This window comes from Pectobacterium wasabiae CFBP 3304 (genome assembly GCF_001742185.1).
Lineage (GTDB): Bacteria > Pseudomonadota > Gammaproteobacteria > Enterobacterales > Enterobacteriaceae > Pectobacterium > Pectobacterium wasabiae.
Genome location: NZ_CP015750.1, coordinates 394,261 through 419,667, shown reverse-complemented (window position 1 = coordinate 419,667; position 25,407 = coordinate 394,261). Strand labels below are relative to the sequence as shown.

Here is a 25,407-nt window from a genome sequence, read left to right as displayed (position 1 = left end):
TAAGACTGCAATGTTGGAGATGAAGTAATGCATAACGCTGCACCCATAACCCGTCGAAAATCAACACGGATTTACGTCGGCAAGGTGCCTGTTGGTGATGGCGCGCCGATTGCGGTGCAATCCATGACCAACACTCGAACCACCGACGTTGAAGCTACCGTCAATCAAATTAAAGCGCTAGAGCGTGTTGGTGTCGATATTGTCCGCGTCTCCGTACCAACCATGGATGCGGCGGAAGCCTTTAAGCTTATCAAACAGCAGGTGAATGTCCCGCTTGTTGCCGACATCCATTTTGACTACCGCATCGCGCTGAAAGTCGCAGAATACGGCGTCGACTGTCTGCGTATCAACCCCGGTAATATTGGTAACGAAGAGCGCATTCGCTCGGTTGTCGACTGTGCACGTTACTACAATATCCCGATCCGCATTGGTGTTAACGGCGGTTCGCTGGAAAAAGATATACAGGAAAAATACGGTGAACCAACGCCGGAAGCATTGCTGGAATCGGCGATGCGTCATGTCGATATTCTTGACCGCCTGAATTTCGATCAGTTTAAAGTCAGCGTCAAAGCTTCGGATGTTTTTCTAGCGGTGCAATCCTATCGTCTGCTGGCAGCGCGCATTGATCAGCCGCTGCACCTTGGTATCACTGAAGCGGGTGGTGCACGTAGCGGTGCGGTGAAATCGGCTATCGGCTTAGGTCTGCTGCTGTCTGAAGGTATTGGCGATACGCTGCGTATCTCGCTGGCAGCCGATCCGGTTGAAGAAGTGAAAGTCGGCTTCGATATCCTGAAGTCACTACGCATTCGTGCTCGCGGAATCAACTTCATTGCTTGCCCGACCTGCTCTCGCCAAGAATTTGACGTGATCGGTACAGTGAACGCGTTGGAACAACGGCTAGAAGATCTCATCACGCCAATGGATGTCTCAATTATCGGTTGCGTGGTGAATGGCCCCGGTGAAGCGCTGGTTTCTACCATTGGCGTAACGGGTGGGCACAATAAGAGCGGCTTCTATGAAGACGGCGTGCGGCAGAGAGAACGCTTCGATAACGAACAAATGATCGATCAGTTAGAAGCCAAAATTCGCGCGAAAGCCTCCATGATGGACGAAAATCAGCGCATTACCGTCAATCTGGTGGATAAATAAGTTTGCAGGCGTGACGGCATGACGTCATCTGCATAATTCACGACTCCTGAACCCGATGGGGATGCCCGCATTGAAGATGCGACGACAATCCCTCTATAATCGGGTTTATTTTTTGAAAAACGCATAGAGAACTGACGTGGCAAAAAATATTCAAGCCATTCGCGGCATGAACGATTACCTGCCAGCCGAAACGGCATTGTGGCAGCGTATTGAAAACAGCCTGAAACAGGTGCTCAGCGGCTACGGCTATAGTGAAATCCGCACACCGATTGTTGAGCAAACATCGCTGTTTAAGCGCGCGATCGGCGAAGTGACCGATGTCGTCGAAAAAGAGATGTACACCTTTGACGATCGCAATGGCGATAGCCTGACATTGCGCCCTGAAAATACCGCATCTTGCGTTCGCGCCGGTATTGAGCACGGTATTCTCTATAATCAGGAACAGCGACTGTGGTATGTCGGTCCGATGTTCCGCCATGAACGTCCACAAAAAGGGCGCTATCGCCAGTTTCATCAGTTGGGCTGTGAGGTTTTTGGCCTGCAAGGGCCGGATATTGATGCCGAACTGATCCTGATGACGGCCCGCTGGTGGCGTGTGCTTGGCATCGCCGATCATGTGAAGCTGGAACTGAATTCGATTGGTTCATTGGACGCACGTGCCCGCTATCGTGAAGCGCTGGTGGCATTCCTTGAACAGCATAAAGATCAGCTTGATGAAGACTGCCTGCGCCGGATGTACACTAATCCTCTGCGCGTTCTGGATACGAAAAATCCACAGATTCAAGTGTTGCTGAATGACGCGCCGGTGCTGACGGACTACCTGGATGACGAATCGCGTGAACACTTTGAGGCACTGGGTGAACTTTTAACGCAGTCCGGTATCCCATATACCGTTAATCCGCGTCTGGTTCGTGGTTTGGATTACTATAACCGCACCGTATTTGAATGGGTTACCACCAGTTTGGGCGCTCAGGGTACGGTCTGTGCCGGTGGTCGTTATGATGGTATGGTGGAGCAACTAGGCGGCCATGCGACGCCAGCGGTCGGCTTTGCAATGGGTTTGGAGCGTCTGGTTCTGCTGGTACAGTCTGTGAACCCGGATTTTAAAGCACAGCCAAGCGTAGATGCTTATCTGATTTCTTCCGGTGCGGGAACGCAGGTCGCCGCAATGCAACTGGCGGAGAAATTACGTGATGCGCTGCCGCAGTTGAAACTGATGACCAACTACGGTGGTGGCAACTTTAAGAAACAATTCGCCCGCGCTGATAAATGGGGCGCACGCGTCGCATTGGTATTAGGCGAAAATGAAGTGGCGGCCGGTCAGGTTGTGGTTAAAAATCTGAGCAATGGCGAGCAGGATACACTGGCACAGGCCGACGTCGCATCGCGGCTGGCAACGTTACTGGATTGAGGAGAGAGACACCGTGGAAGTCTATACCACAGAGAATGAACAGGTTGATGCGCTACGTCGTTTCCTCGCGGAGAACGGAAAGGCGTTGGTTGTCGGTGTTGTGTTGGGCGTTGGTGCACTGGTTGGCTGGCGTTTTTGGCAAAGCCATCAAAATGACAGCGTGCAGGTGGCATCTGCGTCTTATCAGCAGGTGACGGAGCAACTGGCGGCAGGCAAAGCGGAAGCGATTGCTTCAACAGAGAAATTTACGGCTGAGAATAAGAATACCTATGGTGCGCTGGCTTCTCTGGAACTGGCTCGTCATTACGTTGATCAGAAAGATTTTGCTAAAGCAGCGCAGCAACTGGTACAGGCACAGTCGCAGACTAAAGATGCCGATCTGCTGGCGGTCGTGAATCTGCGTCTGGCGCGGGTTCAGCTACAGGAAAACAAAGCAGATGACGCGCTGAAAACGTTGGATGCCATCAAGCCGGAAGGCTGGGCGTCACAGGCAGCGGAAGTTCGTGGCGATATTCTGGTGAGCAAAGGGGACAACCAGGCTGCGCGTGATGCCTACAACAAAGGGTTGTCTTCCAATCCATCGCAGGCACAGCAAGCGTTACTGCGCATGAAACTGAATAACCTATCCAGCTAAGAGGAATTCCATGCAATTGCGTAAAACACTGTTGGTAGGACTGGTTTCTGTTGCCCTGCTGAGCGGATGCTCGCTGTTTAACAGCGAAGAAGATGTCGTCGCTATGTCTCCACTGCCGAAGGTGGAAAACCAGTTCATGCCAACCAAAGTGTGGAACAGCTCGGTTGGGAGTGGCATTGGTGAATTTTATTCTAATCTTCATCCAGCATGGCAAGATAATCGCGTTTTTGCCGCCGATCGTCGTGGCACTGTAAAAGCGATGGATTTGAATGATGGCAAAGAGGTGTGGCGCGCCGACTTGTCCGAGAAGACTAATTTCTTCTCTCGCAATAATCCAGCGCTGCTGTCTGGCGGCGTAACGGTTTCTGGTAACCATGTCTATGTCGGCAGCGAAAAGGCGCAGGTCTATGCGCTGAATGCGGAAGATGGTACACCGGTGTGGCAGGCGAAAGTGGCAGGAGAAGCGCTGTCCAGACCTGTGGTTAGTGATGGTGTGGTGCTGATTCACACTAGCAACGGTATGTTGCAGGCTTTGAATGAAGCGGATGGCGCAATCAAGTGGAGCGTCAATCTGGATATGCCAACGCTGTCTCTGCGCGGTGAATCTGCACCGACAACCGCATTCGGTGCGGCGATTGTCGGCGGTGACAACGGTCGTGTAAATGCTGTAATGATCAATCAGGGCCAGCTCATCTGGCAACAGCGTATTTCACAGCCGAGTGGCGCAACCGAAATCGATCGGTTGAACGATGTCGACACAACACCTGTTGTTGCGGGCGAAGTGGTATACGCATTGGGTTACAATGGTAACATGACCGCGCTGGATCTGCGTTCTGGTCAGGTTCTGTGGAAGCGTGAACTGGGTTCCGTGCATGATTTCATCATTGACGGCGATCGTATCTATCTGGTCGATCAAGACGATCGCGTTGTTGCATTGAACACCAACGGCGGCGTGAGCCTGTGGCGTCAAAGCGATCTGCTGCACCGTAACTTAACGGCTCCGGCGCTGTATAACGGCTATCTGGTTGTGGGCGATACTGAAGGGTATCTACACTGGCTGAATACGGCGGATGGTCGCTTTGTGGCGCAACAAAAAGTGGATAGCTCTGGTTTCCTGAGCAACCCTGTCGTTGCCAGCGACAAGCTGTTGATTCAGGCGAAAAACGGTGATGTCTACGCGTTTACTCGCTAGGTAATCCCGTATTGATTTGGAGCGCAGCGCTTTTGGATGCGTTCCCATAACGGCTCCTGACACTATCAGGGGCCGTTTCGTCTTTTTATCGTCAGCGAGTATTTCGCTGTAACGTATTGAAATATAAGTAATGAGGTTGTAACAATGATACCTGTCGTCGCGCTGGTCGGGCGCCCGAATGTGGGTAAATCCACGCTATTTAACCGCTTAACGCGCACTCGTGATGCATTGGTGGCGGATTTCCCTGGGCTGACTCGCGACCGCAAGTATGGTCGTGCAGAGGTGGAAGGGCATGAATTTATTATCGTCGATACCGGTGGGATCGACGGCACGGAAGACGGTGTGGAAACGCGCATGGCGGGTCAATCGCTGGTAGCGATTGAAGAAGCCGATATCGTGCTGTTCATGGTAGATGCTCGTGCGGGGCTGATGCCTGCGGATGAAGGCATTGCCAAGCATTTGCGTAGCCGCGAAAAGATGACGGTACTGGTCGCTAACAAAACCGATGGTCTTGACCCTGATATGGTCACGGCAGATTTTTACTCGCTCGGTATGGGTGAAGTCTATGCGATAGCGGCATCTCATGGTCGTGGCGTGACGTCTTTGCTGGAAACGGTTCTGCTGCCGTTCGTACAAGATGAAATAGAAGAGCCGGTCGAGCTAACCGAAGAAGAAGAGAACGCGGCTTACTGGGCTGCGTTAGAAGCGGAAGAGCAACAGCAAGCTAGCGAAGAAGAAGCTGAAGACGATTTCAATCCTGAGGATTTGCCGATCAAACTGGCGATTGTCGGGCGTCCGAATGTGGGTAAATCTACGCTGACTAACCGCATTCTGGGTGAAGAGCGTGTGGTGGTTTACGACATGCCAGGCACGACGCGTGACAGTATCTACATCCCGATGGTACGCGACGAACGTGAATATATTCTGATTGATACCGCCGGGGTGCGTAAGCGCGGTAAGGTCACGGAAACGGTAGAAAAATTCTCCGTCATCAAGACGTTGCAGGCGATTGAAGATGCCAACGTAGTGCTGCTGGTTATTGATGCACGTGAAGGTATCTCCGATCAGGATCTCTCACTGCTGGGCTTTATCCTCAATAGTGGGCGCTCACTGGTGATCGTGGTGAACAAATGGGATGGCCTGTCGCAGGAAGTGCGTGACCAGGTGAAAGATATGCTAGATCTGCGTCTCGGTTTTATCGACTTTGCCCGCATTCACTTCATTTCTGCGCTACACGGCAGCGGTGTGGGTAACCTGTTTGAGTCGGTTATGGAAGCCTATTCTTGCGCGACGCGTCGTGTGAGTACCGCGATGTTGACGCGTGTTATGCAAATGGCAGCAGACGATCACCAGCCACCGCTGGTACGCGGTCGCCGCGTGAAGCTGAAATATGCGCACGCCGGGGGTTATAACCCTCCGATTGTGGTGATCCACGGTAATCAGGTGAAAGACCTGCCGGATTCCTACAAGCGCTATCTGATGAACTACTATCGTCGTTCGCTGGAAGTGATGGGCACGCCGATTCGTATTCAGTTTAAAGAAGGGGAAAATCCCTTTGCAGACAAGCGCAACACGCTGACGCCAAACCAATTACGTAAGCGTAAGCGGCTGATGTCGCATCTTAAAAAGAGTAAGTGATTCACAGCGGGGGCGAATAGCGATATTCGCCCCCGTTTCATCTCTGACCAACCGAATAATAATCAAGGAAAGCCATGTCCTGGGAAACCTGGAGTTTTGCATTCAATGTTACGATGCCTAATGTGCTTATGTTATTGATTGGCATGGTATTACGTAAGCTAAATTTGTTGAACGATACCTTTTGCGACGCCGCGATGCGGTTAGTGTTCAACCTTTCCTTGCCTTGTCTGTTGTTTTTCAGTGTTGCGACCAATCATCAATCGTTCTCAGAGCAGTGGCCGCTAGTGGTGTATGGCACCATCGGGACGCTGGCAACCTTCCTGCTATTGGAAATAGCGGCAATTCGTTTGGTCAAAGAACCCACGGAGAGGGGCATCTTCGTTCAGGGTGGTTTCCGCTCCAACACGGGCATCATGGGCATGGCGTTTGCGATGAGCGCCTATGGTGAGGAAGGCGTGGCTGTCGGGTCCATGTATCTGATGGTGACAGTGATTATGTTTAACGCACTGTCGGTCATTACGCTGACGCGCAGCCTGCAGCGGCAATCTCCTGAGCAGAAGATCCCGGTAAGCCAACTGTTGCGGGGGATTGTGACGAACCCGCTGATCATTGGTTTGCTCCTGGGGGCTGCATATGGACAAAGCCAATTGCCGATGCCGAGTATGATTAAGCAAACCGGCAGCTTTATTTCCTCAATGGCGCTGCCGCTGGCGTTACTCTGTGCCGGTGCGAGTCTGGAATGGCGTAGCATGTTTCGTTCGTCCAACGTCGCCATGCTCTCCTCCGTGGCTAAGCTGTTGGTCGTTCCGGGACTGTTGACGCTCGGGGGATGGTTGGCTGGTTTCCGGGGTGTTGAATTGGGTATCATCTTCTTGTTTTCCTCAACGCCGACGGCATCGGGAAGCTACGTAATGACGCGGGCGATGGGGGGCAACGCCACGCTGGCGGCGAATATCATCGGGCTGACGACAGCGGGAGGCTTCTTTGTGATTGCGCTAGGACTCTACTTTTTACGCTCACTGGGCGTAATTTAACACGGGCATTGAGATCATATGTTTAGCGATAAGATCGGGAGGCGATAAGATGGATGCAATCTGTCCACACTGCCATAGCGTGATGGACTGGCAAACCGGCAACACATTTCAGTGTGTCGCCTGCCAGCAGCATTATCAGCGTAAGGCGGCGTGCCCTGAATGTAACCACTCACTTCAGGAACTGAAAGCCTGTGGCGCGGTGGATTACTTTTGTCAGCAACACGGGATGGTTTCCAAACGGCGGATCGTGTTCAGCTACGTACCCGCCGATTAAGCCCATTATTACTGAATCAATAGTTACTCCTGTATGCCGTTGCGCCACAGTTCGGTCAGTTCCGGCGGTGCGCGGTCTTCGGGGATCAGCAGGATGACATCGGCATATTGATTCTGCTGCGGGCGATTGTAGCTGATGTGGATGCGGTAATAGAACTGGTCGCCGCGTCCCGGGCCATCTGGTTTGCCAGGTTCATGAGCTTGGGGAAAGGCATCACGGAGCGCATTACAAATGCGCTCCCGTTCGGATGGTGTCACGCTGGCGAGCGCGAAGCGTCGCGGCTCCGCCAGCTTGGGTATCCAGGCAAATCCGCCTTCACGCGCCAGTTCAATGATGGCATCGTTGTTGAGCTCTGGCTGTGTCCTCATAAGAATTCCTGGCGTACCTCCACACCCACGGTTTCCCATGCCTGCTGAACAATGTCGGCAACGGTGTGGTTAAAACGCTTAGCGGCATGTTGAATGGTGTGGCGCGCGAAAATCTCGAAATCCGCATTTTGCGGCAATGCGTTGTCACACAGTGTGTCGTACCAGATGCGACCCGCTTTTTCCCAGGAATGACCGCCCAGCGCGATAGCTGTCAGATAGAATGCCCGGTTGGGAATACCTGAGTTCAGGTGTACACCGCCGTTATCTTCACGCGTGTTGACATATTCGTTCATGTGAGAGGGCTGGGGATCGGTACCCAATAACTCATCATCATACGCAGTGCCCGGATGAGACATCGAACGCAGCCCCATACCATGGATACCGTCTGCCAGAAGTTCGGCACCGATAAACCAGTCGGCCTGCTCGGCGGTTTGCCCTAAATGATACTGTTTGACCATGGAACCAAAGACGTCGGATAGCGATTCATTGAGCGCGCCGGACTGGCGGAAATAAATCAGCCCCGCTTCATGTTCGGTGATACCGTGAGCGAGTTCATGCGCAACTACATCAAGCGCGATCGTGAAGCGATTGAATATTTTGCCGTCACCATCCCCGAATACCATCTGCTGCCCGTTCCAGAAGGCATTCTGGTAATCCTGACCATAATGCACGGTGCCAGCCAGTGTCAGCCCTTCAGCATCCAGCGAATTACGTTGGAAAATCTTCCAGAAAAAATCATAGGTTACGCCTAGATAGTCATAGGCCTCATCCACAGCGATATCACCGTTGCTGGATTGGCCTTCAGCGCGTACCAGTTTGCCAGGCAACTGTTGCTGCTGTTCGGCATCAAGGATACGGCGATTTACCTGCCCGACGGGCAATTTTTCATGGGGTTCTGGGCGCGGGTTGTGGCTGACCATTAATGACTGGACGTGCATGAGCGTTTGTTGCGCACATTGGCGCTGCTCATCGGTTCCGTTTGCGATAATACGATGCAGAATATAAGGGGGGATCACGCTACAAATCGGTCTGGACTTCATACCTCATCTCCTTGAAAACACTCATCAGGGGTAACACAGACGATCAATAAAGCTCACTGTATTTTTATCCCATCTGCTTCATCGCGCAGGTGCTGTTTAGAAGAATGATGGGGATAAATTTTAGCGAGCTGGAAATGAGTATAGTTCAGATGTCAGGGGGAAGAATGGGGGATCGACGTCGTTTTAGGATAAATCCCCATTTCGTGTATTTTATGCCAGTCGCGTTATTTTGGCTGCTGGGATGAGGGTTTTCGCCGCTTTTTCACGGAATTTGGATTTGGAACCAGCGTCGTGACCTGACTTTCCACCCAGCCATCCTGCAAACGGGTTTTCAGTGTTTCACCGGGGATAATTTGCGCGACATTTTTCAGCACCTTACCGTCCGGTGCCGTGGTGACGTTATAACCGCGTGCCAGTGTTGCCAGCGGGCTAACGCCCTCCAGTCGCGAACAGGCGACGCCCAGTTTTTGCTTATTTTGATTCAACTGACGATCGACCGCGCTCTGCATCTGATAGCTAAGTTGCTGTAAACGCTGTTGTGCACGATGAATTCGGGTCTGCGGCTGCTGTTGCATCAGGCGCTGTTGTAAGCGTTCACTTCGGCGCGAAGTCTGCCGAAGCTGCTGCTGTATAGCGTCATCCAGCCGCTGGCGCAATTTGACCAACTGAGCCTGCTGACGTGCCAGCCGCAGTTGCGGATGCTGCTGCTGTAAGCGATGGTGCAGGCGGGTAAACTCTCGATTGCGCTGGGCAAGGTAGTAGTCCATCGCCATTTCCAGACGTTGACGCTGGGACTGGACTTGGCGCAACAGCTCAAGTTGGTTACGACTTACTAACTCGGCAGCGGCGGACGGCGTAGGTGCGCGCAGGTCACCGACGAAATCGGCAATGGTGACATCGGTTTCATGGCCGACGGCGCTGACGATCGGAATGCGACTGGCGAAGATGGCGCGAGCTACGCGTTCGTCGTTAAAGCTCCAGAGATCTTCCAGCGAACCGCCGCCGCGCCCAACAATTAATACGTCACACTCATCTCTCAGGTTAGCCAGTTCGATGGCGCGGACAATCTGTAGCGGCGCTTCCGCACCTTGCACCGACGTGGGATACACGATAACCGGCAGTGACGGATCGCGGCGCTGTAACACCTGCAAAATATCGTGCAGGGCAGCACCGCTGGTTGACGTAATCACACCGACCTGTTTGGCGGGAGAAGGGAGCACTTGCTTAAACTGTTGGTCGAACAGCCCTTCGGCGGCGAGACGCTGCTTAAGCTGTTCAAACTGTTGCTGTAACAGGCCGTCGCCAGCAGGCTGCATGCTTTCCGCCAGTAGCTGATAGTCGCCACGGGGTTCATACAGCGTAATGCTCGCACGAATAAGCACCTGCTGACCGTTTTGCGGTCGGAACGTCACTTTACGGTTGCTGGTGCGGAACATCGCGCAGCGCACCTGTGCACGCTCGTCTTTCAGCGTGAAATACCAATGGCCGGATGAGGGCTGAGAAAGGTTGGAGATTTCGCCGGAGAGCCAAATCTGGCCCATTTCCATTTCCAACAGTTGTCTGACCGTCTGATTAAGGCGGCTAACGGTAAAAATTGCAGAGGAGGGAAATTGAGACATTGTGAGCCAGATCAAATTTTAAAACAGTCACTTAATTGATCGATACTACCTACCTGAAACAGGTAATCAAGCATTTTAGTAAAATAATGCTGGAGGCAACCGATTACGCTCTGTATAATGCCACGGCAATATTTTATCTATTCTTACATCCACCTTGGTGAGATATTGCCCATGCTACGTATCGCTAAAGAAGCACTGACGTTTGACGACGTCCTCCTGGTTCCTGCTCATTCTACCGTTCTGCCTAACACTGCCGATCTGTCCACGCAGTTGACGAAAAACATTCGCCTGAATATCCCTATGCTGTCCGCAGCGATGGATACCGTTACCGAATCCGGTCTAGCCATTGCGCTGGCGCAGGAAGGCGGTCTGGGCTTTATTCACAAAAATATGTCGATTGAGCGTCAGGCTGAAGAAGTTAGCCGCGTGAAAAAACATGAAAGCGGCGTTGTGGTCGATCCACAAACCGTCACGCCAGAAACGACGCTGCGTGAAATGAAAGAACTGACCGAGCGTAACGGCTTTGCAGGTTACCCTGTCGTAGCAAAAGACAACGAACTGGTCGGTATCATTACTGGTCGTGACGTGCGTTTTGTTACCGATCTGGAAAAACCGGTTAGCGCGTTCATGACGCCGAAAGAGCGTCTGGTCACCGTTAAAGAAGGCGAAGCGCGTGATGTCGTGCTGCAAAAGATGCACGAAAAACGCGTTGAAAAAGCGCTGGTGATTGACGACCAATTCCACCTGATCGGTATGATCACGGTAAAAGATTTCCAGAAAGCAGAACGTAAACCGAACGCCTGTAAAGATGAACACGGTCGTTTGCGTGTAGGCGCGGCTGTTGGCGCTGGTGCTGGTAACGAAGAGCGTGTTGATGCACTGGTTGCCGCGGGCGTTGACGTACTGCTGATCGACTCCTCACACGGCCATTCCGAAGGTGTATTGCAGCGTATTCGTGAAACACGTGCTAAATACCCAAACCTCGAAATCATCGGCGGTAACGTTGCAACGGGCTCCGGTGCGAAAGCGCTGGTTGAAGCTGGTGTTAGCGCAGTGAAAGTCGGTATCGGCCCTGGTTCTATCTGTACCACCCGTATCGTTACTGGCGTGGGTGTACCACAGATTACTGCGATCTCCGATGCGGTTGAAGCGCTGGAAGGTACCGGCATTCCGGTCATCGCCGATGGCGGTATCCGTTTCTCTGGTGACATCGCTAAAGCTATTGCAGCCGGTGCAGCCTGTGTCATGGTCGGCTCTATGCTGGCAGGTACGGAAGAATCCCCGGGTGAAATCGAACTGTATCAGGGGCGTTCATTCAAATCTTATCGTGGTATGGGTTCATTGGGCGCGATGTCTAAAGGCTCATCAGACCGTTACTTCCAGACCGATAACGCGGCTGACAAACTGGTGCCGGAAGGTATCGAAGGCCGCGTAGCCTATAAAGGTCGCCTGAAAGAGATCGTTCACCAGCAGATGGGGGGCTTGCGCTCCTGCATGGGCCTGACTGGTTGTGCCACCATTGACGCGCTGCGTACTCAGGCTGAGTTTGTGCGCATCAGCGGCGCGGGTATTCAGGAAAGCCACGTTCACGACGTTACCATTACTAAAGAGTCACCAAACTACCGTATGGGTTCATAAGGTAATTTGCGGGCTGATTTAACCCGATAAACCCGGTACTATTGCCTACCTTTTTAGGGCTATTCGCCGGGTTTACTTATTTTTTAGCTTTTTGGAACACGCTCCTCATGACTGAAAACATTCATCAACACCGCATTCTTATTCTGGATTTCGGTTCGCAGTACACGCAACTTGTCGCACGTCGCGTGCGCGAACTGGGCGTTTACTGTGAACTGTGGGCATGGGATGTCACGGAAGCGCAGATTCGCGGCTTTAATCCGAACGGGATCATCCTGTCCGGTGGCCCGGAAAGCACCACCGAGTTTGGCAGCCCACGCGCGCCAGAATACGTTTTCAACGCTGGCGTGCCGGTATTAGGCGTGTGCTATGGCATGCAGACGATGGCGATGCAGTTGGGTGGCCACGTCGAAGGTTCCAACGAGCGTGAGTTTGGTTATGCGCAGGTAGAAGTTAAGACGGATAGCGCTTTGGTGCGTGATATTCAGGATGCGTTGAGCGCCGCGGGCGCACCGCTGCTGGATGTCTGGATGAGCCACGGCGACAAAGTGACGGCGATCCCGGAAGGGTTTGAGACCGTTGCCAGCACCGATACCTGTCCGTTCGCTATCATGGCTAACGAAGAGAAACGTTTTTACGGTGTGCAGTTCCACCCGGAAGTGACGCACACCCGTCAAGGCCAGCGCATGCTGGAGCGTTTTGTGCGCGATATCTGCCAGTGTGAAGCGCTGTGGACACCGGCCAAGATTATCGACGATGCGGTGAATCGTATTCGTGAGCAGGTGGGTAACGACCACGTGATTTTGGGTCTGTCTGGCGGCGTGGATTCTTCTGTGACCGCGATGCTGCTGCACCGTGCGATTGGTGACCGTCTGACCTGCGTGTTTGTCGATAACGGCCTGCTGCGCTTGAATGAAGCCGATCAAGTTCTGGAAATGTTCGGCGATCATTTCGGCCTGAACATTGTTCATGTGGCGGCGGAAGATCGCTTCCTGAACGAGTTGGCGGGTGAGAATGAGCCAGAAGCCAAGCGTAAAATCATCGGTCGCGTGTTTGTTGAAGTGTTCGATGAAGAAGCCAACAAGCAAACCGACGTGAAATGGCTGGCGCAAGGCACCATCTACCCAGATGTGATCGAATCTGCGGCGTCTGCTACTGGTAAAGCGCATGTGATCAAGTCTCACCACAACGTGGGTGGCTTGCCGAAAGAGATGAAGCTGGGTCTGGTTGAGCCGCTGAAAGAGCTGTTCAAAGACGAAGTGCGCAAGATCGGTCTGGAATTGGGTCTACCGTATAATATGCTGTACCGCCATCCGTTCCCAGGTCCAGGCTTGGGCGTGCGCGTGCTGGGTGAAGTGAAGAAAGAATACTGTGACCTGCTGCGTCGTGCGGATGCGATCTTCATCGAAGAACTGCACAAAGCCGACCTGTACAACAAAGTTAGTCAGGCATTCACCGTCTTCCTGCCAGTACGTTCCGTGGGCGTGATGGGTGATGGTCGTAAATACGATTGGGTTGTCTCACTGCGCGCAGTCGAAACCATCGACTTTATGACCGCGCACTGGGCACACCTGCCATACGATTTCCTCGGCCGCGTCTCCAACCGCATCATCAACGAAGTCGACGGTATCTCCCGTGTCGTTTATGACGTATCGGGCAAGCCACCAGCAACGATCGAGTGGGAATAAGCCCACGTCTGAAATAGCGTTGTGCTAAACAGCAAAAAACCCGCATAACTGTGGGTTTTTTTACGTCTGACGAAATCTTTCTACATGGTTGAGCTACTGATATTTTTAATTATTATGAGCATTGGGAATAAGCCGAACGCCTGCGGCTCTGGTGATTTCTGTGAGTGTTGTTAGCGTTGGATTGCCATTCTCAGACAGTGTTCTGTACAGTTGCTGGCGGGACAGTCCCGATTTTTTGGCTATTTCACCCACTCCGCCACGCGCTTCAACGACACGGCGTAATGCTGTTAGGAATGCAGCGATGCCACCTTCCTCATAAATGTCCTCTAGTGCTGTCTGGAGGTATATTTCTGCGTATTCAGGATTTTCTCGTAGTTCCGCAACCATTGTATCATTGTGGCTAATGGTTTTTTCGAATTTAGTGGATTGGGTGATGATTGCCATGATGTTACCTCTTTTGATAATCCCGCCAGTATTGCACCGCTTTATCTAAATCTTTGCTTTGGCTTGATTTATCGCCACCAGTGAAGAGCAAGATCATCTTATCGCCTTCTATCGCGTAATACACTCGATAGCCTGGACCATAATCAACCCTGAGCTCCCAGACTCCGTCTATTTCAAACTTATGGTCGCCGAAATTTCCCTTTTCTGCACGGTCTATTCGGATATCTACTTTTGAAGCAGCGCGAGGATCTTTCTTGCGTAGTTTCTGTATCCATTCAGTGTAAGGGACTTTACCGTCGCTGCTTTGGTAACGTTTTACTGTATACAAGATAGCGTCCTCGCAAGTCTTTAGTCCTTTACTGTTTGTAACTTAAAAACGACAATTTTGCAAGGATGCCTTCAAGCGTATTGGTGTATCAGGTTTTGGAACTAAGTTTTTTATTTACGAATAGGGGGAGATTTCGGGCGTGTGATGAAATCACAGAGAAATACGGTGGTTAGCACGCACGAAACTTTTGTATCTATCCGCATAATAGGTAGCCAGAACCATAATGCTTGTCTAACGCCTTAAATATGTGACTCATCGTCCGTGGTCTTACCCATCACAAAACGCGATCCTATCCACACGGAAATCAAAATGGTTTTTGATAGGTGGGGGGAAATGGAATGAATCACACTGATTGGCATCCGGCTGATATCATCGCAGGGTTACGGAAGAAAGGGGCAACGCTAGCGGCAGTTTCCAGAGCGGCGGGGCTGGCGTCATCTACGCTGGCAAACGCGCTGACGCGGCATTGGCCGAAAGGCAAGCGTCTGATCGCCGAGGCGCTAAATAAATATCCCGAAGAGATATGGCCGTCGCGTTATCAAAACACTGAGCGTGTGCAGGGCGGGGCAGGGAAGACAAAGTGAAAACCAGCTCCTCGTCAACTTACAAAACCTTGCATCATGAATAAGCTGATTTCGGCTCTCCTTAGCGGATTTCTATGGAATGAAAATCCGTTAAGGAGCCAACAAGTGCCGCGCGTTAGCCGCTTGATACGGAAAGGTTGGCGCAGTAAATTATTGATGCTTTATCGCTGCGGCAAGCAGCATCCCACGTTGCCACGACCTTCAACACGGTGATGATCTGATGCTTGGTAAATTATGCCTTACGTATAGCGATCTCCTCAGAGGGACATAATCAGTATGTCGGAAGCTCTCTAAAAGTGAATGGTTCGGTTTACCCGGATACTGATAAAGCCATCTCGTTTCACGATAACTACCTGATCCACGGCAGACAAGAAACCATCACCTTTGGCCGATATGGTGCTGGCGGGATGACTCTTTCGGAGGCGTGTGAACGGCTTAATGATGTAAAGAAAAGGATCTCAGCGGGGAGTAGGCAAGCAAAATCCGATGATTATTGGTAAAATTAAAATCTTTCTTCAGACTCTGCCATTTTTTCCAGTATCACCGTCTTTGTTATTGATACGAAAAGCGGCTGAAATAAGGTATAAAGCCGCATGAAAATCCCAAATAGGCTCCAACCTCTGGTCGATGATGGCCTGATAGACGATGTGCTCCAACGCTTGAAAAGCGGCAAGGAAGCGGACGTTTACACTGTTTTATGTGGTGACAAAATTCAGTGTGCCAAAGTTTACAAAGAAGCAATGCAACGTAGCTTTAAGCAGGCAGTACAGTATCAGGAAGGGCGCAAAGTCCGTAATACGCGTAACGCCCGTGCAATGCAAAAAAGCTCAAAATTCGGGCGCAAGCAACAAGAAGAATCCTGGCAAACGGCGGAAGTTGAAGCATTGTTCCGTCTTGCTAATGCTGGCGTTCGCGTACCGCAACCCTATATTTGCATTGACGGTGTGTTATTGATGGAGTTGGTCACGGATGTTGAAGGCGCTGTTGCTCCACGCCTTAGCGATGTGATTCTTACGGAAGAGAGTGCCGTTGCTGATTTTAATACGATGATCCGCAATATCGTGCGCATGTTGTGTGCCGGTATTGTACACGGTGATTTATCGGAGTTTAATGTACTGCTCGATGCGCAAGGACCGGTAATTATCGATTTGCCACAAGCTGTGGACGCCGCCGCCAACAACCATGCTGAATCCATGTTTACACGTGATGTTAATAACATCACCGCTTACTACGGTCAGTTCGCGCCACAATTATTGCAAACACGGTATGCGCAAGAAATCTGGATGTTATATGAAGACGGAAAATTAACACCAGAAACAGTGCTAACCGGTCTGTTCGTCGAAGCGACGCATGAAGTGGATATGGGTTCACTGATTGATGAAATCATTGCCGCTGAAGATGAATTCTACGAACGTCAGCGGGCAAGAAAAGAACGCGACGATGAATAATGGCTGGAGCGATATAAGTCGTTGATGGCGCTTTCAGTTATACAGAGAAAACTGAATTCGGGTTAGTCACCAGACGCCAGTTATAGCGTATTGCGCGCGACCATAAATGGCGGTATTACACCAAATGAATCAGAATGTTTGTTCTGGGTAAATGTTAAAACCGCGGTCAGTTTTGTTGCCCACTACATTCTGTGCTAAATAGCAAAAAGCCTATCTAAACCCGCATAACTGCGGGTTTTCCCATTTTGAATACGGCGGTTTCTTACTAAAGACACCCTCCACCTTAGGTGTGATTAATCAACCTGTCGCGAAATACTATTAAGCTTTGTGATTTGCTCGTCTGACAATACGAGATCTGCTGCGGCGAAATTCTCTCTGAGATGCGTCGTAGATGACGTTCCTGCGATGACAAGAATATTAGGAGATCGCTGTAGCAGCCATGCTAATGCAACCTGCTTTGGCGTCGCTCCGACCTCGTTAGCCACTTGCGAGAGGATCGATGATTGCAGAGGTGAAAATCCGCCCAGCGGGAAGAAGGGAACGTAAGCTACCCCTTGTGCCGCCAGAGTATCGATGAATTCATCATCGCCACGTTTGACCAAATTATACTGGTTCTGGACGCACACGATTGTCGTTATCGACTTAGCTTCGGCAAATTGCGTGGATGAGACATTACTCAAGCCAATGTGACAAATCAGACCTTGCCGCTGGAGTTGAACAAGTACCTCCAACGATTCGGCTACCGAGCGATCGTCCGGTCCGTGCGCGTCGCCCAGCCGCAGATTGACAACATCAAGCGTTTCTAGTCCGAGGCTTGTGAGGTTTTCATGCACAGCCCGCTCGATCCCACCCGGCGTATGATCGGGTACCCAAGATGCATTGTCACCACGCACGAAACCGACTTTGGTAACGATCGTCATGTCACCCGAATAGGGTGATAACGCTTCGCGGATTAGCTGGTTGGATACGCCCGGGCCATAGAATTCGGCTGTGTCGATGTGATTGGCTCCCAGAGCTATCACTTCGCGTAGTACTGCCATAGCAGCATCTTTGTCACGCGGTGGACCCCAGACGTGCGGGCCGGGCAATTGCATGGTGCCATAGCCCATGCGTTTCAGGTTCAACGATGTACCGATCGGGGTAAATGTGCCACCAAGGTGCGAGGTATTCATGAAATTATCCTAATGTGGGTTGTTGAGGCTTATTGTGAAAGTACGACGATCTTACCGCGTGCATGACCGTAGATTTGGTAGTCCCACGCTTCGTCAAAGCGATTTAAAGGAACTGTGCGATCAATGATCACCTTTACATTTCGACTGGCGATCGTTGCGACGAGATCGCCGAGACGATCGGCAAAGGGCTTGGCATAGAAGATGCTGGCCGTTACTCCATGTGCTCGTGCTTCTTCTTCGTCGGGTGGCATGACAGTAGAAATGAGGCGTCCACCCGCGCGGAGGACTTTGTAGGATCGGCTTTGTGTCTCTCCACCGACGAGGTCGAGAACCATATCGACATCAGCAGCCAGTCTAGTGAAATCCTGTGAACGATAATCAACGACCTCATCAGCTCCCAGACCTAGTGCAAGGGTAAGACCACTGCCAGACGCAGTTGCGATTACGCGTGCGCCTGCCATGCGGGCGAACTGGACAGCAAAACAGCCAACGCCCCCAGCAGCAGCATGGATCAGTACTGTCTCGTGGGGTTTCAATCTGCCGCAGGAAAATAGCGCGTGCCATGCGGTGATCCCGGCAGTCGGAATCGCGCAGCCCTGCGTAGCCGAAAGGCTTTCAGGTAATTGCACGCAGGCGTGGGCGGGGGCAACCGCAAAATCAGCAAGGCCACCTCCTGACCCGGCATCAACCCAGGCAATTACTCTGTCGCCAGCGTTCCATTGTGTAACTCCTGCACCAACACGCTCAATCGTCCCTGCGAAATCTGTGCCTAGCGTGATAGGCATAGTGATGTCGAAGAACTGGCGAGCCACCCCCGATGCCACGAGCGCATCAAGAGGATTGAGTGCAGTTGCCTCCACGCGCACGAGCACATCATTTTGGCCGACATCAGGTATGGAGATATCCTCCCTACATGGTGCTTCTGTGAAATTGTGAATGCGTATGGCTCTCATGTGTGATTTCCAAAGTTAGGGAAAGATAGGTATCGATGATATATTTATGCACCAAGTGCAAAATAAAATATTGCACTTGGTGCAAATTTTCAAGGGAAAAATATGTGAGAGCTTGGTATGGAACATGAGTTGAAACGCAAAGACGGCGTTCGCGAAAAGAAGCGCCGCGAGATGTACCACCGCATCACTGAAGTAGGCCTGAAGTTGTTCGCAGAGAACGGCTATGAAGCCACGACGCTCGATGCGATTGCTGAAGCATCGGGCATCGCCCGAAGAACCTTCTTTAACTACTTTGGCTCTAAGGAAGAAATCATCTTGGCTTGGCAAAATGCGCTGCCGGGTGAGTTACATGCGGAGATACTGAAGCAGGGTGTGGCAGCATCGCCAATCGAGACCATTCAAGCGGCGCTGGTTACTCAGACGGTAAATATGCGCCCGGATGTCGCGGTATTGATTGGCAGAATTGTGCAGTCAACTGAACAGCTCCAATTGGGCAATCAGGCTAAATTCCTGCGAATGGAGCAAGCAGCCTACGAGGCTCTGTGCGAGCAGTGGCCAGATATTGCCAGCCGACTCGGCTTGCGCCTTGCAGCCATGATTGGTGTCGGGGCAATGCGGCTTTCGATCGACGCATGGGTTACTGAAGGGTGTCAAAGACCACTAGTAGAGCACCTTGAGGAGAATTTTGGTTGTCTTAAAACCAAACTGGGTGCTTGCTAAGTGATACGGGGTTATGGTTTGTTTATAGGACAAATTTTTACGAAAAGGGAAAGTTTCGAGCGTAATCGATAATGAATTTACCTGTTGCACAAGTGCCATGCCGACGCTCGCGGCGGTTTCCAGATCGGCAGGACTGGCGTCATCCACGCTGGCGAATGCGCTCACCAGACACTGGCCGAAAGGAGAACGGCTGATTGCCGAAGCGATGGGGAAAAGGCCCGAAGAGATTTGGCCATCGCGTTATTAAGGCGTGAAGTTGAGAACTAGGAGTCGGGAACATAAATGACAAAGCGCCATAGTTTAATGGCGCTTTGTCTGTGTAAGCCGTAAATCCTATCGTGCGAGTGATGACGTCACGGATATAAAATTTTCATTTTACTGCTCGGCTCGGCGTCGCGACTTTCCTAATACTTCAATATCCCTGCTTTCAGCACATCCACTTCCTTGCCGTTAATTGTGGCGGTAGCGGAGGTGACCTGATATTCCAGATCGCTGAACGGGCAAAAATCGGGTTTGTACTGTGGGAGCAGAGCAGATTCATGGGAAAAAATGAATTTTTCTCCAATCATTCGGGCATCAAAGCTACTCAATCCAAAAGGTGGAAAAGCAAGCACCTGTTCGGCCGAAGCGCCTTCACTGTTTTTGAGTCGCAGCGTGGCGCGAAAATTGGCGACTTCGCCTAGTTTATTTGTATTGATAGAGAAATTAAGCTCGCATTTATAGGGGTTATTGTCTCCACCGAATGGGCTCGATTCATGTTTTAACGTTAAGACAGGCAATACGTCGCGCGTCGCTTTTCTCTCGCGCTTATCTTTCTCACACCGGAGAAAATAACTGTTATCTGCACTCTCTTTGTACTTTTGGGCTTGATGACAATCCACATCAACGTACTGCCCGCTGTAATACATCTGGGACAAATATCTGCTGGCACCGGTCACGTCATTTTTATAGGCCTGTTCAAATAATGCATAGGCCTTGCGGTAATCGGCCTTGATGAGCACGCCAGCGTAATACATTTTTCCCAGATTCATCAGTGCATTGTCATTGCCTTGTTTTGCTGCCCGCTCATACCATTTTTCAGCTTCTGCTCCGTCTGCATAAATACCCCAGCGTCCTTTTTCGTATACTGACCCAAGAATGTTTTGTGCCTCTGGATGACCGCCTTCGGCAGCGACACGGAACCATTTAACGGCTTCAATATTCTCATTTTTTATATCGGCATAGCCAAAATTATAGAAATAACCGACCAGGAAATTTATTTCTGGATCGCCATCCTTTGCCCAGAATGTCGCCAACCGTAGAACATCCTGTCTACTAAAACCAAGACGCGTAAAGAAACGTTGTGTTTCTTCATCACCGTTGGTGAGGTATCTTTTGGCGGCATAAATTAACTTAGCACGCTGTGATATATCACTATCGGCATTGGCTTTTGCGCTGTAGAGATAATCGATGATTATCTCTATTACATCAGGCGGTGTTTTGAGATCGGTACGATTCATTTTTTCTGCGAACTGTCTGGCACGTTCTTTATCCTGCGCCACGCCTTTGCCGTATTGATAAAAATACCAGACATTGTAGCAGCCAAAATTGCCGTCTATTTCGCAGGCCTGCTGATAAAACTGGAGCGCTTGAGTCGTATCTTGCGGAACGGTGATCCCGTATTCATAGATGAAGCCCAGCATGCGCAATGCTTGTGGATCGTTGTCTTTCGCTAATGCTGTCAACGCAGTTAAGGCGGAAGTATCCTGCTGTGTCAGACGTTCGTAGAGCGGATCTATCTTGTCATTTGCCTGACTAATTGATATTGCCGACAGACTGAGCAGCGAGGCAATTATTGTTTTCCTTATCATCGATTTCATTTCCTTACTTCATTCCCTGAGTGAATAGCAATGTGTGGCGAAGAGGTTGTTCAAGACGGTAGTTTACTGCAAGTCATGTATTTCAGAGCTATTGTCCTGATCATCACCCGAATTATCCAACGTTATCGGTTTATTATTCCTCAACCGCGCCCATTTTCTGAACTGGAGTTGTGCTATCTCCATCTGCTAGGAAAAGGCGTGTCGAAAAGCGGTAGGGATTGGTTGCGGTGCAACAGTCGATTGTCGTAAAAGCGTTTGTCAATCTGAGATTAGTCAAAACAGAGATTAAGGTAATTGAACCAGGGATCTGTTCGAGCCATTTCTATGCCGAGTGGGCAGGGAATGCGAAGTCATTATAATGCTCTGCATCGTATCCATAGCTAATGATAATAATGTTAAAGCGCCATGGGAACATGGCGCTTTAACATCATCGTGTAATAAACAGAATGTCGGGAAATCACTTCCCGATTTACAGTCCTGCGAATTTAAACGGTTCGGCCGGTTTAAAGTGTTCTGAAGTCTGACCGGAATAGATCGTGCTTTGGTCTGGCCCTAAATCCAGCTTGGCGGCGCTACCTCCGCGTGATGCAAAATTGATCTTCTTCAAATCGACCCAAAATATGTTTGGCGAGACGGCAGATTCAAAGAAATATTGCAGCGATTTATGGTCAATAACGCTGCGCCAGCGCGTTGAGGCAATATTCGGCATGTTCGGTAAGGAATAACCATAAGGGACTGACACGTTACGTATGATACTGAATGCGGTGGCTAAGTCTGCTTTATCTTTTTCTATTTTTCCTTTTTCTGCTATGCCTGGAATGAGTTTATTAGGGGCAGCGCTTTGCACATAGAATGAGGCTCGAACGAAGCGATCGGCAGCGCGGTTCGTTCCCGGTAGCATAACATTGCCACCGATCTGATCCCAATAGGCATTAAGCGCCAACTGCTGATCGAAAGTGGGGGAATTGGTCATTACCTGATAATCTTTATTATGGTGAATAACCTGTTTGCCATCGATATATTCAATAATTGCGCTGTCGCCAGACGAATCAGATAACGAAAGATGCAGTGTTGCCTGTCGATCCTGTCCTGGTACGTCTTTGGTAACTACTATAAATTTTTCCTGTTGTAGCGATTTTACTGCTTCATCGACGGTAGCAAAATTATCCAGCACGTACTGTGCCCACGCGGCGACGCTTAATCCTGGCTTTTTCGCTGTCGGCTTGGCTTTAGGATATTCGGATTCTGCCAACCATAGCACGTTAGCCGCCAACCCTTTTTCATTAATTCCATCGGTTGTTGAAGCCATTTTCTCGTTGCCATCAAAAGCAGAGGCAATGACACTGCCGTATTTTGATGTCCACTCCAGAGAATGCTGGCCAGCGGCACCCGAACGCTGTAATTCGCGTGGGAAAATCCAGAGATTAGTATGGGTATCCTCGGCCCAGTCCATTGAACGGGCGGTAATAGGGTAATCAGGGTTATTTGGATCCAGATAAACGAACCGCGTACAGGCGAGTGAAACCGCGGAGGCTAGTGTTAATGTGACTAATGATAATGCACATACTGTAGACTTAATACGCTTATTATTTTTTGTCATTTAATTTCTCCACTTTCTACCAGAGGTGTGTTGTTAATTGAATCGGCAGATTTATTATAGTCAGTGGTTTTTTTATGGTGTTAAAAAATAAAAATAAACTGAAGTTAATTTGTTGATTTTTTAATAATTATACTTTGTAAGTATATTATTTCCATGGTGGCTTTTTTATACAACCTCATGCTACTTGATGTGATAAATTTTTTAGATGCTTGATAAAGAAGTAATGCGACTCTCCAGGTAAGGGTGAGTTTTCAACTTTTTCAATAACTTTATATCCTTTCTTCTCATAAAATCCGGGAGCGTTGAAGCTCATTGACTCCAAATAGACGAAGATACAACCTTCTTCTAAGGCCATTTTTTCCGCTGCAGCCAGCAGTTGCCCTCCGATGCCTTTTCCATGACAATAATCATCTACGACAATCATCTCTATTTGGAGATAATTGAAAAATATGGACCCGACGATTCGGCCAACGACGTTATCGCCTTCTTTATAAATGAAACTTACCTTCTTCTCTTTAAAACAGAACTTATCCCCCAGCTTATTTTCTGTATATGCATCCAGCGCCTTACCGGCCTGTTTTTCGTTTTCCTTATAATTTTCTGTGCAAATCATTTTTATATTCACTTATTTCATGTTGCATGACTTGTCCCGAGTAAACTTGATCTCACGTGGGCAACCGGGGAATTTGGGTACAGCCAATCAGGCAGTTCCTTCTATTTTTAATCCATCGAAATTTTCAAAATGCCAGGTTTCACTGATGCGTCCTCCCTCAATACGGTGCATATCCATACCCGAAAAACGTACCTGCTGGCCGGAGGCTTTCCAACGGTCGAAATCACCGATGTGCCGACCACTCATGGCAATTCGGCAAACGATAAGATCGTTTTCGACAACCACCGCTTCGATATCAATATGGAAGCCTTCAAACGCAGCATGCGTATGCGCCACTGCGCGTTTGAATCCCGCAGGTGTGTTCGGTTGACCGGGGTCGGCAGGGTGATTGATCCAATGGGTTGCAAGCAGGTGGTCGAAAGCGGCACTGTCATTGGCATTAAAGGCCTGATAGAAAGCGGCCGCCAGAGACGAGTTATCGTTCATGTTGTTGTTCCTTGGCATTTTAGCGTGGTGTATTCCGCACATAGAATGTGACATGGGGATCTGATAAAAGGAAGAATTTTACTGACATGCACCCGCACAGCGTAAAAATAGGTCAAGGTTTCACCCGATGCTTTAATCTGACCGCTAACTGGCAGTAAACTGGTAGCCGTGATTTTTTGACCGATTTTCACTGTGGGTGCTCGCCTGCAGGCGTATCGATCCCGTTCCACTCTTTTTTGTGAGCTATCTGTCCTATGACTTACCTCAAATCCTTGGGGATTGGGTTTATTTGTGTGCTGTTACTGTCTTTTTGGCAAAGTTGGGCGCAATCAACGCGTAACGGCGAAACGTTTAGTGGGCAAAGTTGGTGGTCTGCCAAACGTGATTCTTCCGGGTTAGCGCCGAATCCGGTGCAATTTCGCCAGACCGCCGTCGTGCAGGTTTATGTTGCGCCGACTTATGGTTGGCGCGGGCTGGTGGCGGTTCACCCATGGATCATTTTCAAGAAAGCTGGAGAAACCCAATATCGCCGTTACGAGATTTTGAGTTGGGGGGGCGATAACGTTATTCATCTGAACCGTTCGGCGGCCGATGCGTATTGGTACGGTGCGAAACCGAGACTGTTAGTCGATCATCGAGGTAACAAGGCGGAAGCCATGATCCCGCAGATTGAAGCTGCCATCAAAAGCTATCCGTGGCCGAATACCTATCACGCGTGGCCAGGGCCAAATAGCAATACGTTTCTGGCGCACATTGGCCGTGAGGTGCCCTCGCTCAAGCTGGATATGCCTGCCAATGCGATTGGTAAAGATTACCGCCCAATCACGCGCCCCATCGGGCTGTCGCCGTCGGGGAGCGGCGTGCAGATTTCGCTGTTGGGTGTAATGGGTATCACGATGGGGGTTGAAGAAGGTATCGAGGCCAATATTCTTGGGTTGAATATGGGCGTGGATGTAAATCCGCCCGCGCTGCGTTTACCCTTTGTGGGCCGCCTTGGCTATGACAAAACGGGCAGTGAAGAAGGCTGATAGCTTAATGCTGGTCACTTAAGCCTCATTTTAGGAGAAACATGGGGATGAGGTTCCCGCAGGGAGACTCCGCCCCGTGGTCGCTCCGCGTATCTCGGTCCGTAAACGATCGGCATTAGGATGATAGCCGCACTTTTCCTCTACGTTCCATGTTGCCTAATACGTTGGCTGCAAGATTAGCCCATTCCTTACCGGCAGGCTGTGCGGTATGCGGATAAACGGCTCCGGAAAATAGGGAAATAGTTGGCAGTTTGATTCCGCTCAGCATATCGTCGTATTTCTTGTGTCACGCTGTACGTTAACACAGCCAGAGGTTTTCCTGACAGGAAAGGGTCGTTGACGATTCAGGGATTATCAATACGCGACTCTGCACCTAGGATGGTGTTGTTTTCTCTCTATTTTTTAGCCTATGAGTTATCTGGTTACGTTATGTTTAGCTTAATGATGTTCAGCGATATTTTGTTGTGTTTGCTTTTGGGTGTCGGGTTGG

Annotated in this window: 26 protein-coding genes and 1 pseudogene; 15 read left to right on the top strand and 12 right to left on the bottom strand. The window is 50.3% G+C overall.

The features are described 5' to 3' along the window. Positions 1-27 precede the first annotated feature (27 nt). The 7 genes from ispG (at position 28) to A7983_RS01920 (ending at position 7,332) form a co-directional block, all read left to right on the top strand. Positions 28-1,149, top strand: a complete 1,122-nt coding sequence (gene ispG, locus A7983_RS01950) for a flavodoxin-dependent (E)-4-hydroxy-3-methylbut-2-enyl-diphosphate synthase (RefSeq protein WP_005970153.1) — start codon at positions 28-30, stop codon at positions 1,147-1,149. A gap of 136 nt (positions 1,150-1,285) precedes the next feature. Continuing rightward, positions 1,286-2,560, top strand: a complete 1,275-nt coding sequence (gene hisS / locus A7983_RS01945) for a histidine--tRNA ligase (RefSeq protein WP_005970151.1) — start codon at positions 1,286-1,288, stop codon at positions 2,558-2,560. Positions 2,561-2,573: 13 nt separating this feature from the next. Further along, positions 2,574-3,194, top strand: a complete 621-nt coding sequence (locus tag A7983_RS01940) for a YfgM family protein (protein WP_005970149.1) — start codon at positions 2,574-2,576, stop codon at positions 3,192-3,194. A 10-nt stretch (positions 3,195-3,204) separates the two neighbouring features. Continuing rightward, complete coding sequence (bamB, locus tag A7983_RS01935) at positions 3,205-4,386, top strand: outer membrane protein assembly factor BamB (protein ID WP_005970147.1); 1,182 nt, start codon at positions 3,205-3,207, stop codon at positions 4,384-4,386. A 144-nt stretch (positions 4,387-4,530) separates the two neighbouring features. Further along, positions 4,531-6,024, top strand: a complete 1,494-nt coding sequence (gene der / locus A7983_RS01930) for a ribosome biogenesis GTPase Der (protein ID WP_005970145.1) — start codon at positions 4,531-4,533, stop codon at positions 6,022-6,024. A 74-nt stretch (positions 6,025-6,098) separates the two neighbouring features. Beyond that, positions 6,099-7,058, top strand: a complete 960-nt coding sequence (locus A7983_RS01925; RefSeq protein ID WP_005970143.1) for an AEC family transporter — start codon at positions 6,099-6,101, stop codon at positions 7,056-7,058. A 49-nt stretch (positions 7,059-7,107) separates the two neighbouring features. Beyond that, entirely contained in the window at positions 7,108-7,332 is a 225-nt protein-coding gene (locus tag A7983_RS01920) for a zinc ribbon domain-containing protein (RefSeq protein WP_005970141.1), read from the top strand. A 23-nt stretch (positions 7,333-7,355) separates the two neighbouring features. Here A7983_RS01920 and A7983_RS01915 read toward each other — a convergent pair whose 3' ends face one another. The 3 genes from A7983_RS01915 to xseA form a co-directional block, all read right to left on the bottom strand. Next, a complete protein-coding gene (locus tag A7983_RS01915) occupies positions 7,356-7,700 on the bottom strand; it encodes a protealysin inhibitor emfourin (protein ID WP_005970139.1) in 345 nt (114 codons plus the stop codon). Continuing rightward, complete coding sequence (locus A7983_RS01910) at positions 7,697-8,740, bottom strand: M4 family metallopeptidase (RefSeq protein ID WP_005970137.1); 1,044 nt, start codon at positions 8,738-8,740, stop codon at positions 7,697-7,699. The genes A7983_RS01915 and A7983_RS01910 overlap by 4 nt, the downstream gene beginning before the upstream one ends. A 224-nt stretch (positions 8,741-8,964) precedes the next feature. Further along, the gene (gene xseA, locus A7983_RS01905) at positions 8,965-10,359 is read right to left on the bottom strand and encodes an exodeoxyribonuclease VII large subunit (RefSeq protein ID WP_005970136.1); all 1,395 of its coding nucleotides are present in this window, start codon (positions 10,357-10,359) and stop codon (positions 8,965-8,967) included. Between the two features lie 171 nt (positions 10,360-10,530). Here xseA and guaB point away from each other — a divergent pair, with 171 nt between their 5' ends. Continuing rightward, positions 10,531-11,997 carry an IMP dehydrogenase gene (gene guaB / locus A7983_RS01900; protein WP_005970134.1) on the top strand — a complete coding sequence of 489 codons (1,467 nt, stop codon included), beginning with the start codon at positions 10,531-10,533 and terminating at the stop codon, positions 11,995-11,997. A gap of 107 nt (positions 11,998-12,104) precedes the next feature. Next, positions 12,105-13,682, top strand: a complete 1,578-nt coding sequence (guaA, locus tag A7983_RS01895) for a glutamine-hydrolyzing GMP synthase (RefSeq protein WP_005970133.1) — start codon at positions 12,105-12,107, stop codon at positions 13,680-13,682. 105 nt (positions 13,683-13,787) lie between these two features. Here the strand turns inward: guaA and A7983_RS01890 are convergent, their stop codons facing one another. Both A7983_RS01890 and A7983_RS01885 read right to left on the bottom strand, forming a co-directional pair. Next, complete coding sequence (locus tag A7983_RS01890; RefSeq protein ID WP_005970132.1) at positions 13,788-14,126, bottom strand: addiction module antidote protein; 339 nt, start codon at positions 14,124-14,126, stop codon at positions 13,788-13,790. Positions 14,127-14,130: 4 nt separating this feature from the next. Beyond that, positions 14,131-14,457, bottom strand: a complete 327-nt coding sequence (locus A7983_RS01885) for a type II toxin-antitoxin system RelE/ParE family toxin (RefSeq protein WP_039478167.1) — start codon at positions 14,455-14,457, stop codon at positions 14,131-14,133. Positions 14,458-14,792: 335 nt separating this feature from the next. Here A7983_RS01885 and A7983_RS01880 point away from each other — a divergent pair, with 335 nt between their 5' ends. The 3 genes and pseudogenes from A7983_RS01880 (at position 14,793) to A7983_RS01875 (ending at position 16,486) form a co-directional block, all read left to right on the top strand. Next, a complete protein-coding gene (locus A7983_RS01880; RefSeq protein WP_005970129.1) occupies positions 14,793-15,038 on the top strand; it encodes a helix-turn-helix domain-containing protein in 246 nt (81 codons plus the stop codon). Positions 15,039-15,367: 329 nt separating this feature from the next. Beyond that, positions 15,368-15,520 (top strand): annotated as a pseudogene (locus A7983_RS24275) (tyrosine-type recombinase/integrase); the annotation flags it as partial. Positions 15,521-15,631: 111 nt separating this feature from the next. After that, the gene (locus tag A7983_RS01875) at positions 15,632-16,486 is read left to right on the top strand and encodes a PA4780 family RIO1-like protein kinase (RefSeq protein ID WP_005970127.1); all 855 of its coding nucleotides are present in this window, start codon (positions 15,632-15,634) and stop codon (positions 16,484-16,486) included. 293 nt (positions 16,487-16,779) lie between these two features. Here A7983_RS01875 and A7983_RS01870 read toward each other — a convergent pair whose 3' ends face one another. Then, positions 16,780-17,658, bottom strand: coding sequence for an aldo/keto reductase family oxidoreductase (locus A7983_RS01870; protein WP_005970126.1), 879 nt, complete (start codon positions 17,656-17,658; stop codon positions 16,780-16,782). 29 nt (positions 17,659-17,687) lie between these two features. Next, positions 17,688-18,611 carry an NADP-dependent oxidoreductase gene (locus tag A7983_RS01865; protein WP_005970125.1) on the bottom strand — a complete coding sequence of 308 codons (924 nt, stop codon included), beginning with the start codon at positions 18,609-18,611 and terminating at the stop codon, positions 17,688-17,690. Between the two features lie 117 nt (positions 18,612-18,728). On the opposite strand from A7983_RS01865, the gene A7983_RS01860 reads away from it, so the two are divergent. Continuing rightward, positions 18,729-19,331 carry a TetR/AcrR family transcriptional regulator gene (locus A7983_RS01860; RefSeq protein WP_005970124.1) on the top strand — a complete coding sequence of 201 codons (603 nt, stop codon included), beginning with the start codon at positions 18,729-18,731 and terminating at the stop codon, positions 19,329-19,331. A gap of 97 nt (positions 19,332-19,428) precedes the next feature. Continuing rightward, complete coding sequence (locus tag A7983_RS01855; protein ID WP_039478164.1) at positions 19,429-19,578, top strand: helix-turn-helix domain-containing protein; 150 nt, start codon at positions 19,429-19,431, stop codon at positions 19,576-19,578. Between the two features lie 157 nt (positions 19,579-19,735). Here the strand turns inward: A7983_RS01855 and A7983_RS01850 are convergent, their stop codons facing one another. From A7983_RS01850 to A7983_RS01835, 4 genes are all read right to left on the bottom strand, one after another. Beyond that, a complete protein-coding gene (locus A7983_RS01850; protein ID WP_235778013.1) occupies positions 19,736-21,190 on the bottom strand; it encodes a tetratricopeptide repeat protein in 1,455 nt (484 codons plus the stop codon). A gap of 469 nt (positions 21,191-21,659) precedes the next feature. Further along, positions 21,660-22,790, bottom strand: coding sequence for a linear amide C-N hydrolase (locus A7983_RS01845; protein ID WP_005970119.1), 1,131 nt, complete (start codon positions 22,788-22,790; stop codon positions 21,660-21,662). Positions 22,791-22,965: 175 nt separating this feature from the next. Next, positions 22,966-23,415, bottom strand: coding sequence for a GNAT family N-acetyltransferase (locus A7983_RS01840; protein ID WP_237028203.1), 450 nt, complete (start codon positions 23,413-23,415; stop codon positions 22,966-22,968). A gap of 75 nt (positions 23,416-23,490) precedes the next feature. After that, the gene (locus A7983_RS01835; protein WP_005970116.1) at positions 23,491-23,889 is read right to left on the bottom strand and encodes an ester cyclase; all 399 of its coding nucleotides are present in this window, start codon (positions 23,887-23,889) and stop codon (positions 23,491-23,493) included. 254 nt (positions 23,890-24,143) lie between these two features. Here A7983_RS01835 and A7983_RS01830 point away from each other — a divergent pair, with 254 nt between their 5' ends. Next, complete coding sequence (locus A7983_RS01830; RefSeq protein WP_005970115.1) at positions 24,144-24,917, top strand: DUF3750 domain-containing protein; 774 nt, start codon at positions 24,144-24,146, stop codon at positions 24,915-24,917. A gap of 115 nt (positions 24,918-25,032) precedes the next feature. Here the strand turns inward: A7983_RS01830 and A7983_RS23830 are convergent, their stop codons facing one another. Then, positions 25,033-25,185 carry a hypothetical protein gene (locus A7983_RS23830; RefSeq protein WP_156105181.1) on the bottom strand — a complete coding sequence of 51 codons (153 nt, stop codon included), beginning with the start codon at positions 25,183-25,185 and terminating at the stop codon, positions 25,033-25,035. Positions 25,186-25,407 lie beyond the last annotated feature (222 nt).

Coding starts and splice junctions, on each gene's coding strand:
- ispG (WP_005970153.1), top strand. CDS start 28: ATGCATAACGCTGCACCCATAACCCGTCGAAAATCAACACGGATTTAC.
- bamB (WP_005970147.1), top strand. CDS start 3,205: ATGCAATTGCGTAAAACACTGTTGGTAGGACTGGTTTCTGTTGCCCTG.
- der (WP_005970145.1), top strand. CDS start 4,531: ATGATACCTGTCGTCGCGCTGGTCGGGCGCCCGAATGTGGGTAAATCC.
- A7983_RS01925 (WP_005970143.1), top strand. CDS start 6,099: ATGTCCTGGGAAACCTGGAGTTTTGCATTCAATGTTACGATGCCTAAT.
- A7983_RS01920 (WP_005970141.1), top strand. CDS start 7,108: ATGGATGCAATCTGTCCACACTGCCATAGCGTGATGGACTGGCAAACC.
- A7983_RS01915 (WP_005970139.1), bottom strand. CDS start 7,700: ATGAGGACACAGCCAGAGCTCAACAACGATGCCATCATTGAACTGGCG.
- A7983_RS01910 (WP_005970137.1), bottom strand. CDS start 8,740: ATGAAGTCCAGACCGATTTGTAGCGTGATCCCCCCTTATATTCTGCAT.
- xseA (WP_005970136.1), bottom strand. CDS start 10,359: ATGTCTCAATTTCCCTCCTCTGCAATTTTTACCGTTAGCCGCCTTAAT.
- guaB (WP_005970134.1), top strand. CDS start 10,531: ATGCTACGTATCGCTAAAGAAGCACTGACGTTTGACGACGTCCTCCTG.
- guaA (WP_005970133.1), top strand. CDS start 12,105: ATGACTGAAAACATTCATCAACACCGCATTCTTATTCTGGATTTCGGT.
- A7983_RS01890 (WP_005970132.1), bottom strand. CDS start 14,126: ATGGCAATCATCACCCAATCCACTAAATTCGAAAAAACCATTAGCCAC.
- A7983_RS01880 (WP_005970129.1), top strand. CDS start 14,793: ATGAATCACACTGATTGGCATCCGGCTGATATCATCGCAGGGTTACGG.
- A7983_RS01875 (WP_005970127.1), top strand. CDS start 15,632: ATGAAAATCCCAAATAGGCTCCAACCTCTGGTCGATGATGGCCTGATA.
- A7983_RS01870 (WP_005970126.1), bottom strand. CDS start 17,658: ATGAATACCTCGCACCTTGGTGGCACATTTACCCCGATCGGTACATCG.
- A7983_RS01865 (WP_005970125.1), bottom strand. CDS start 18,611: ATGAGAGCCATACGCATTCACAATTTCACAGAAGCACCATGTAGGGAG.
- A7983_RS01860 (WP_005970124.1), top strand. CDS start 18,729: ATGGAACATGAGTTGAAACGCAAAGACGGCGTTCGCGAAAAGAAGCGC.
- A7983_RS01855 (WP_039478164.1), top strand. CDS start 19,429: ATGCCGACGCTCGCGGCGGTTTCCAGATCGGCAGGACTGGCGTCATCC.
- A7983_RS01850 (WP_235778013.1), bottom strand. CDS start 21,190: ATGAAATCGATGATAAGGAAAACAATAATTGCCTCGCTGCTCAGTCTG.
- A7983_RS01845 (WP_005970119.1), bottom strand. CDS start 22,790: ATGACAAAAAATAATAAGCGTATTAAGTCTACAGTATGTGCATTATCA.
- A7983_RS01835 (WP_005970116.1), bottom strand. CDS start 23,889: ATGAACGATAACTCGTCTCTGGCGGCCGCTTTCTATCAGGCCTTTAAT.
- A7983_RS01830 (WP_005970115.1), top strand. CDS start 24,144: ATGACTTACCTCAAATCCTTGGGGATTGGGTTTATTTGTGTGCTGTTA.
- A7983_RS23830 (WP_156105181.1), bottom strand. CDS start 25,185: ATGCTGAGCGGAATCAAACTGCCAACTATTTCCCTATTTTCCGGAGCC.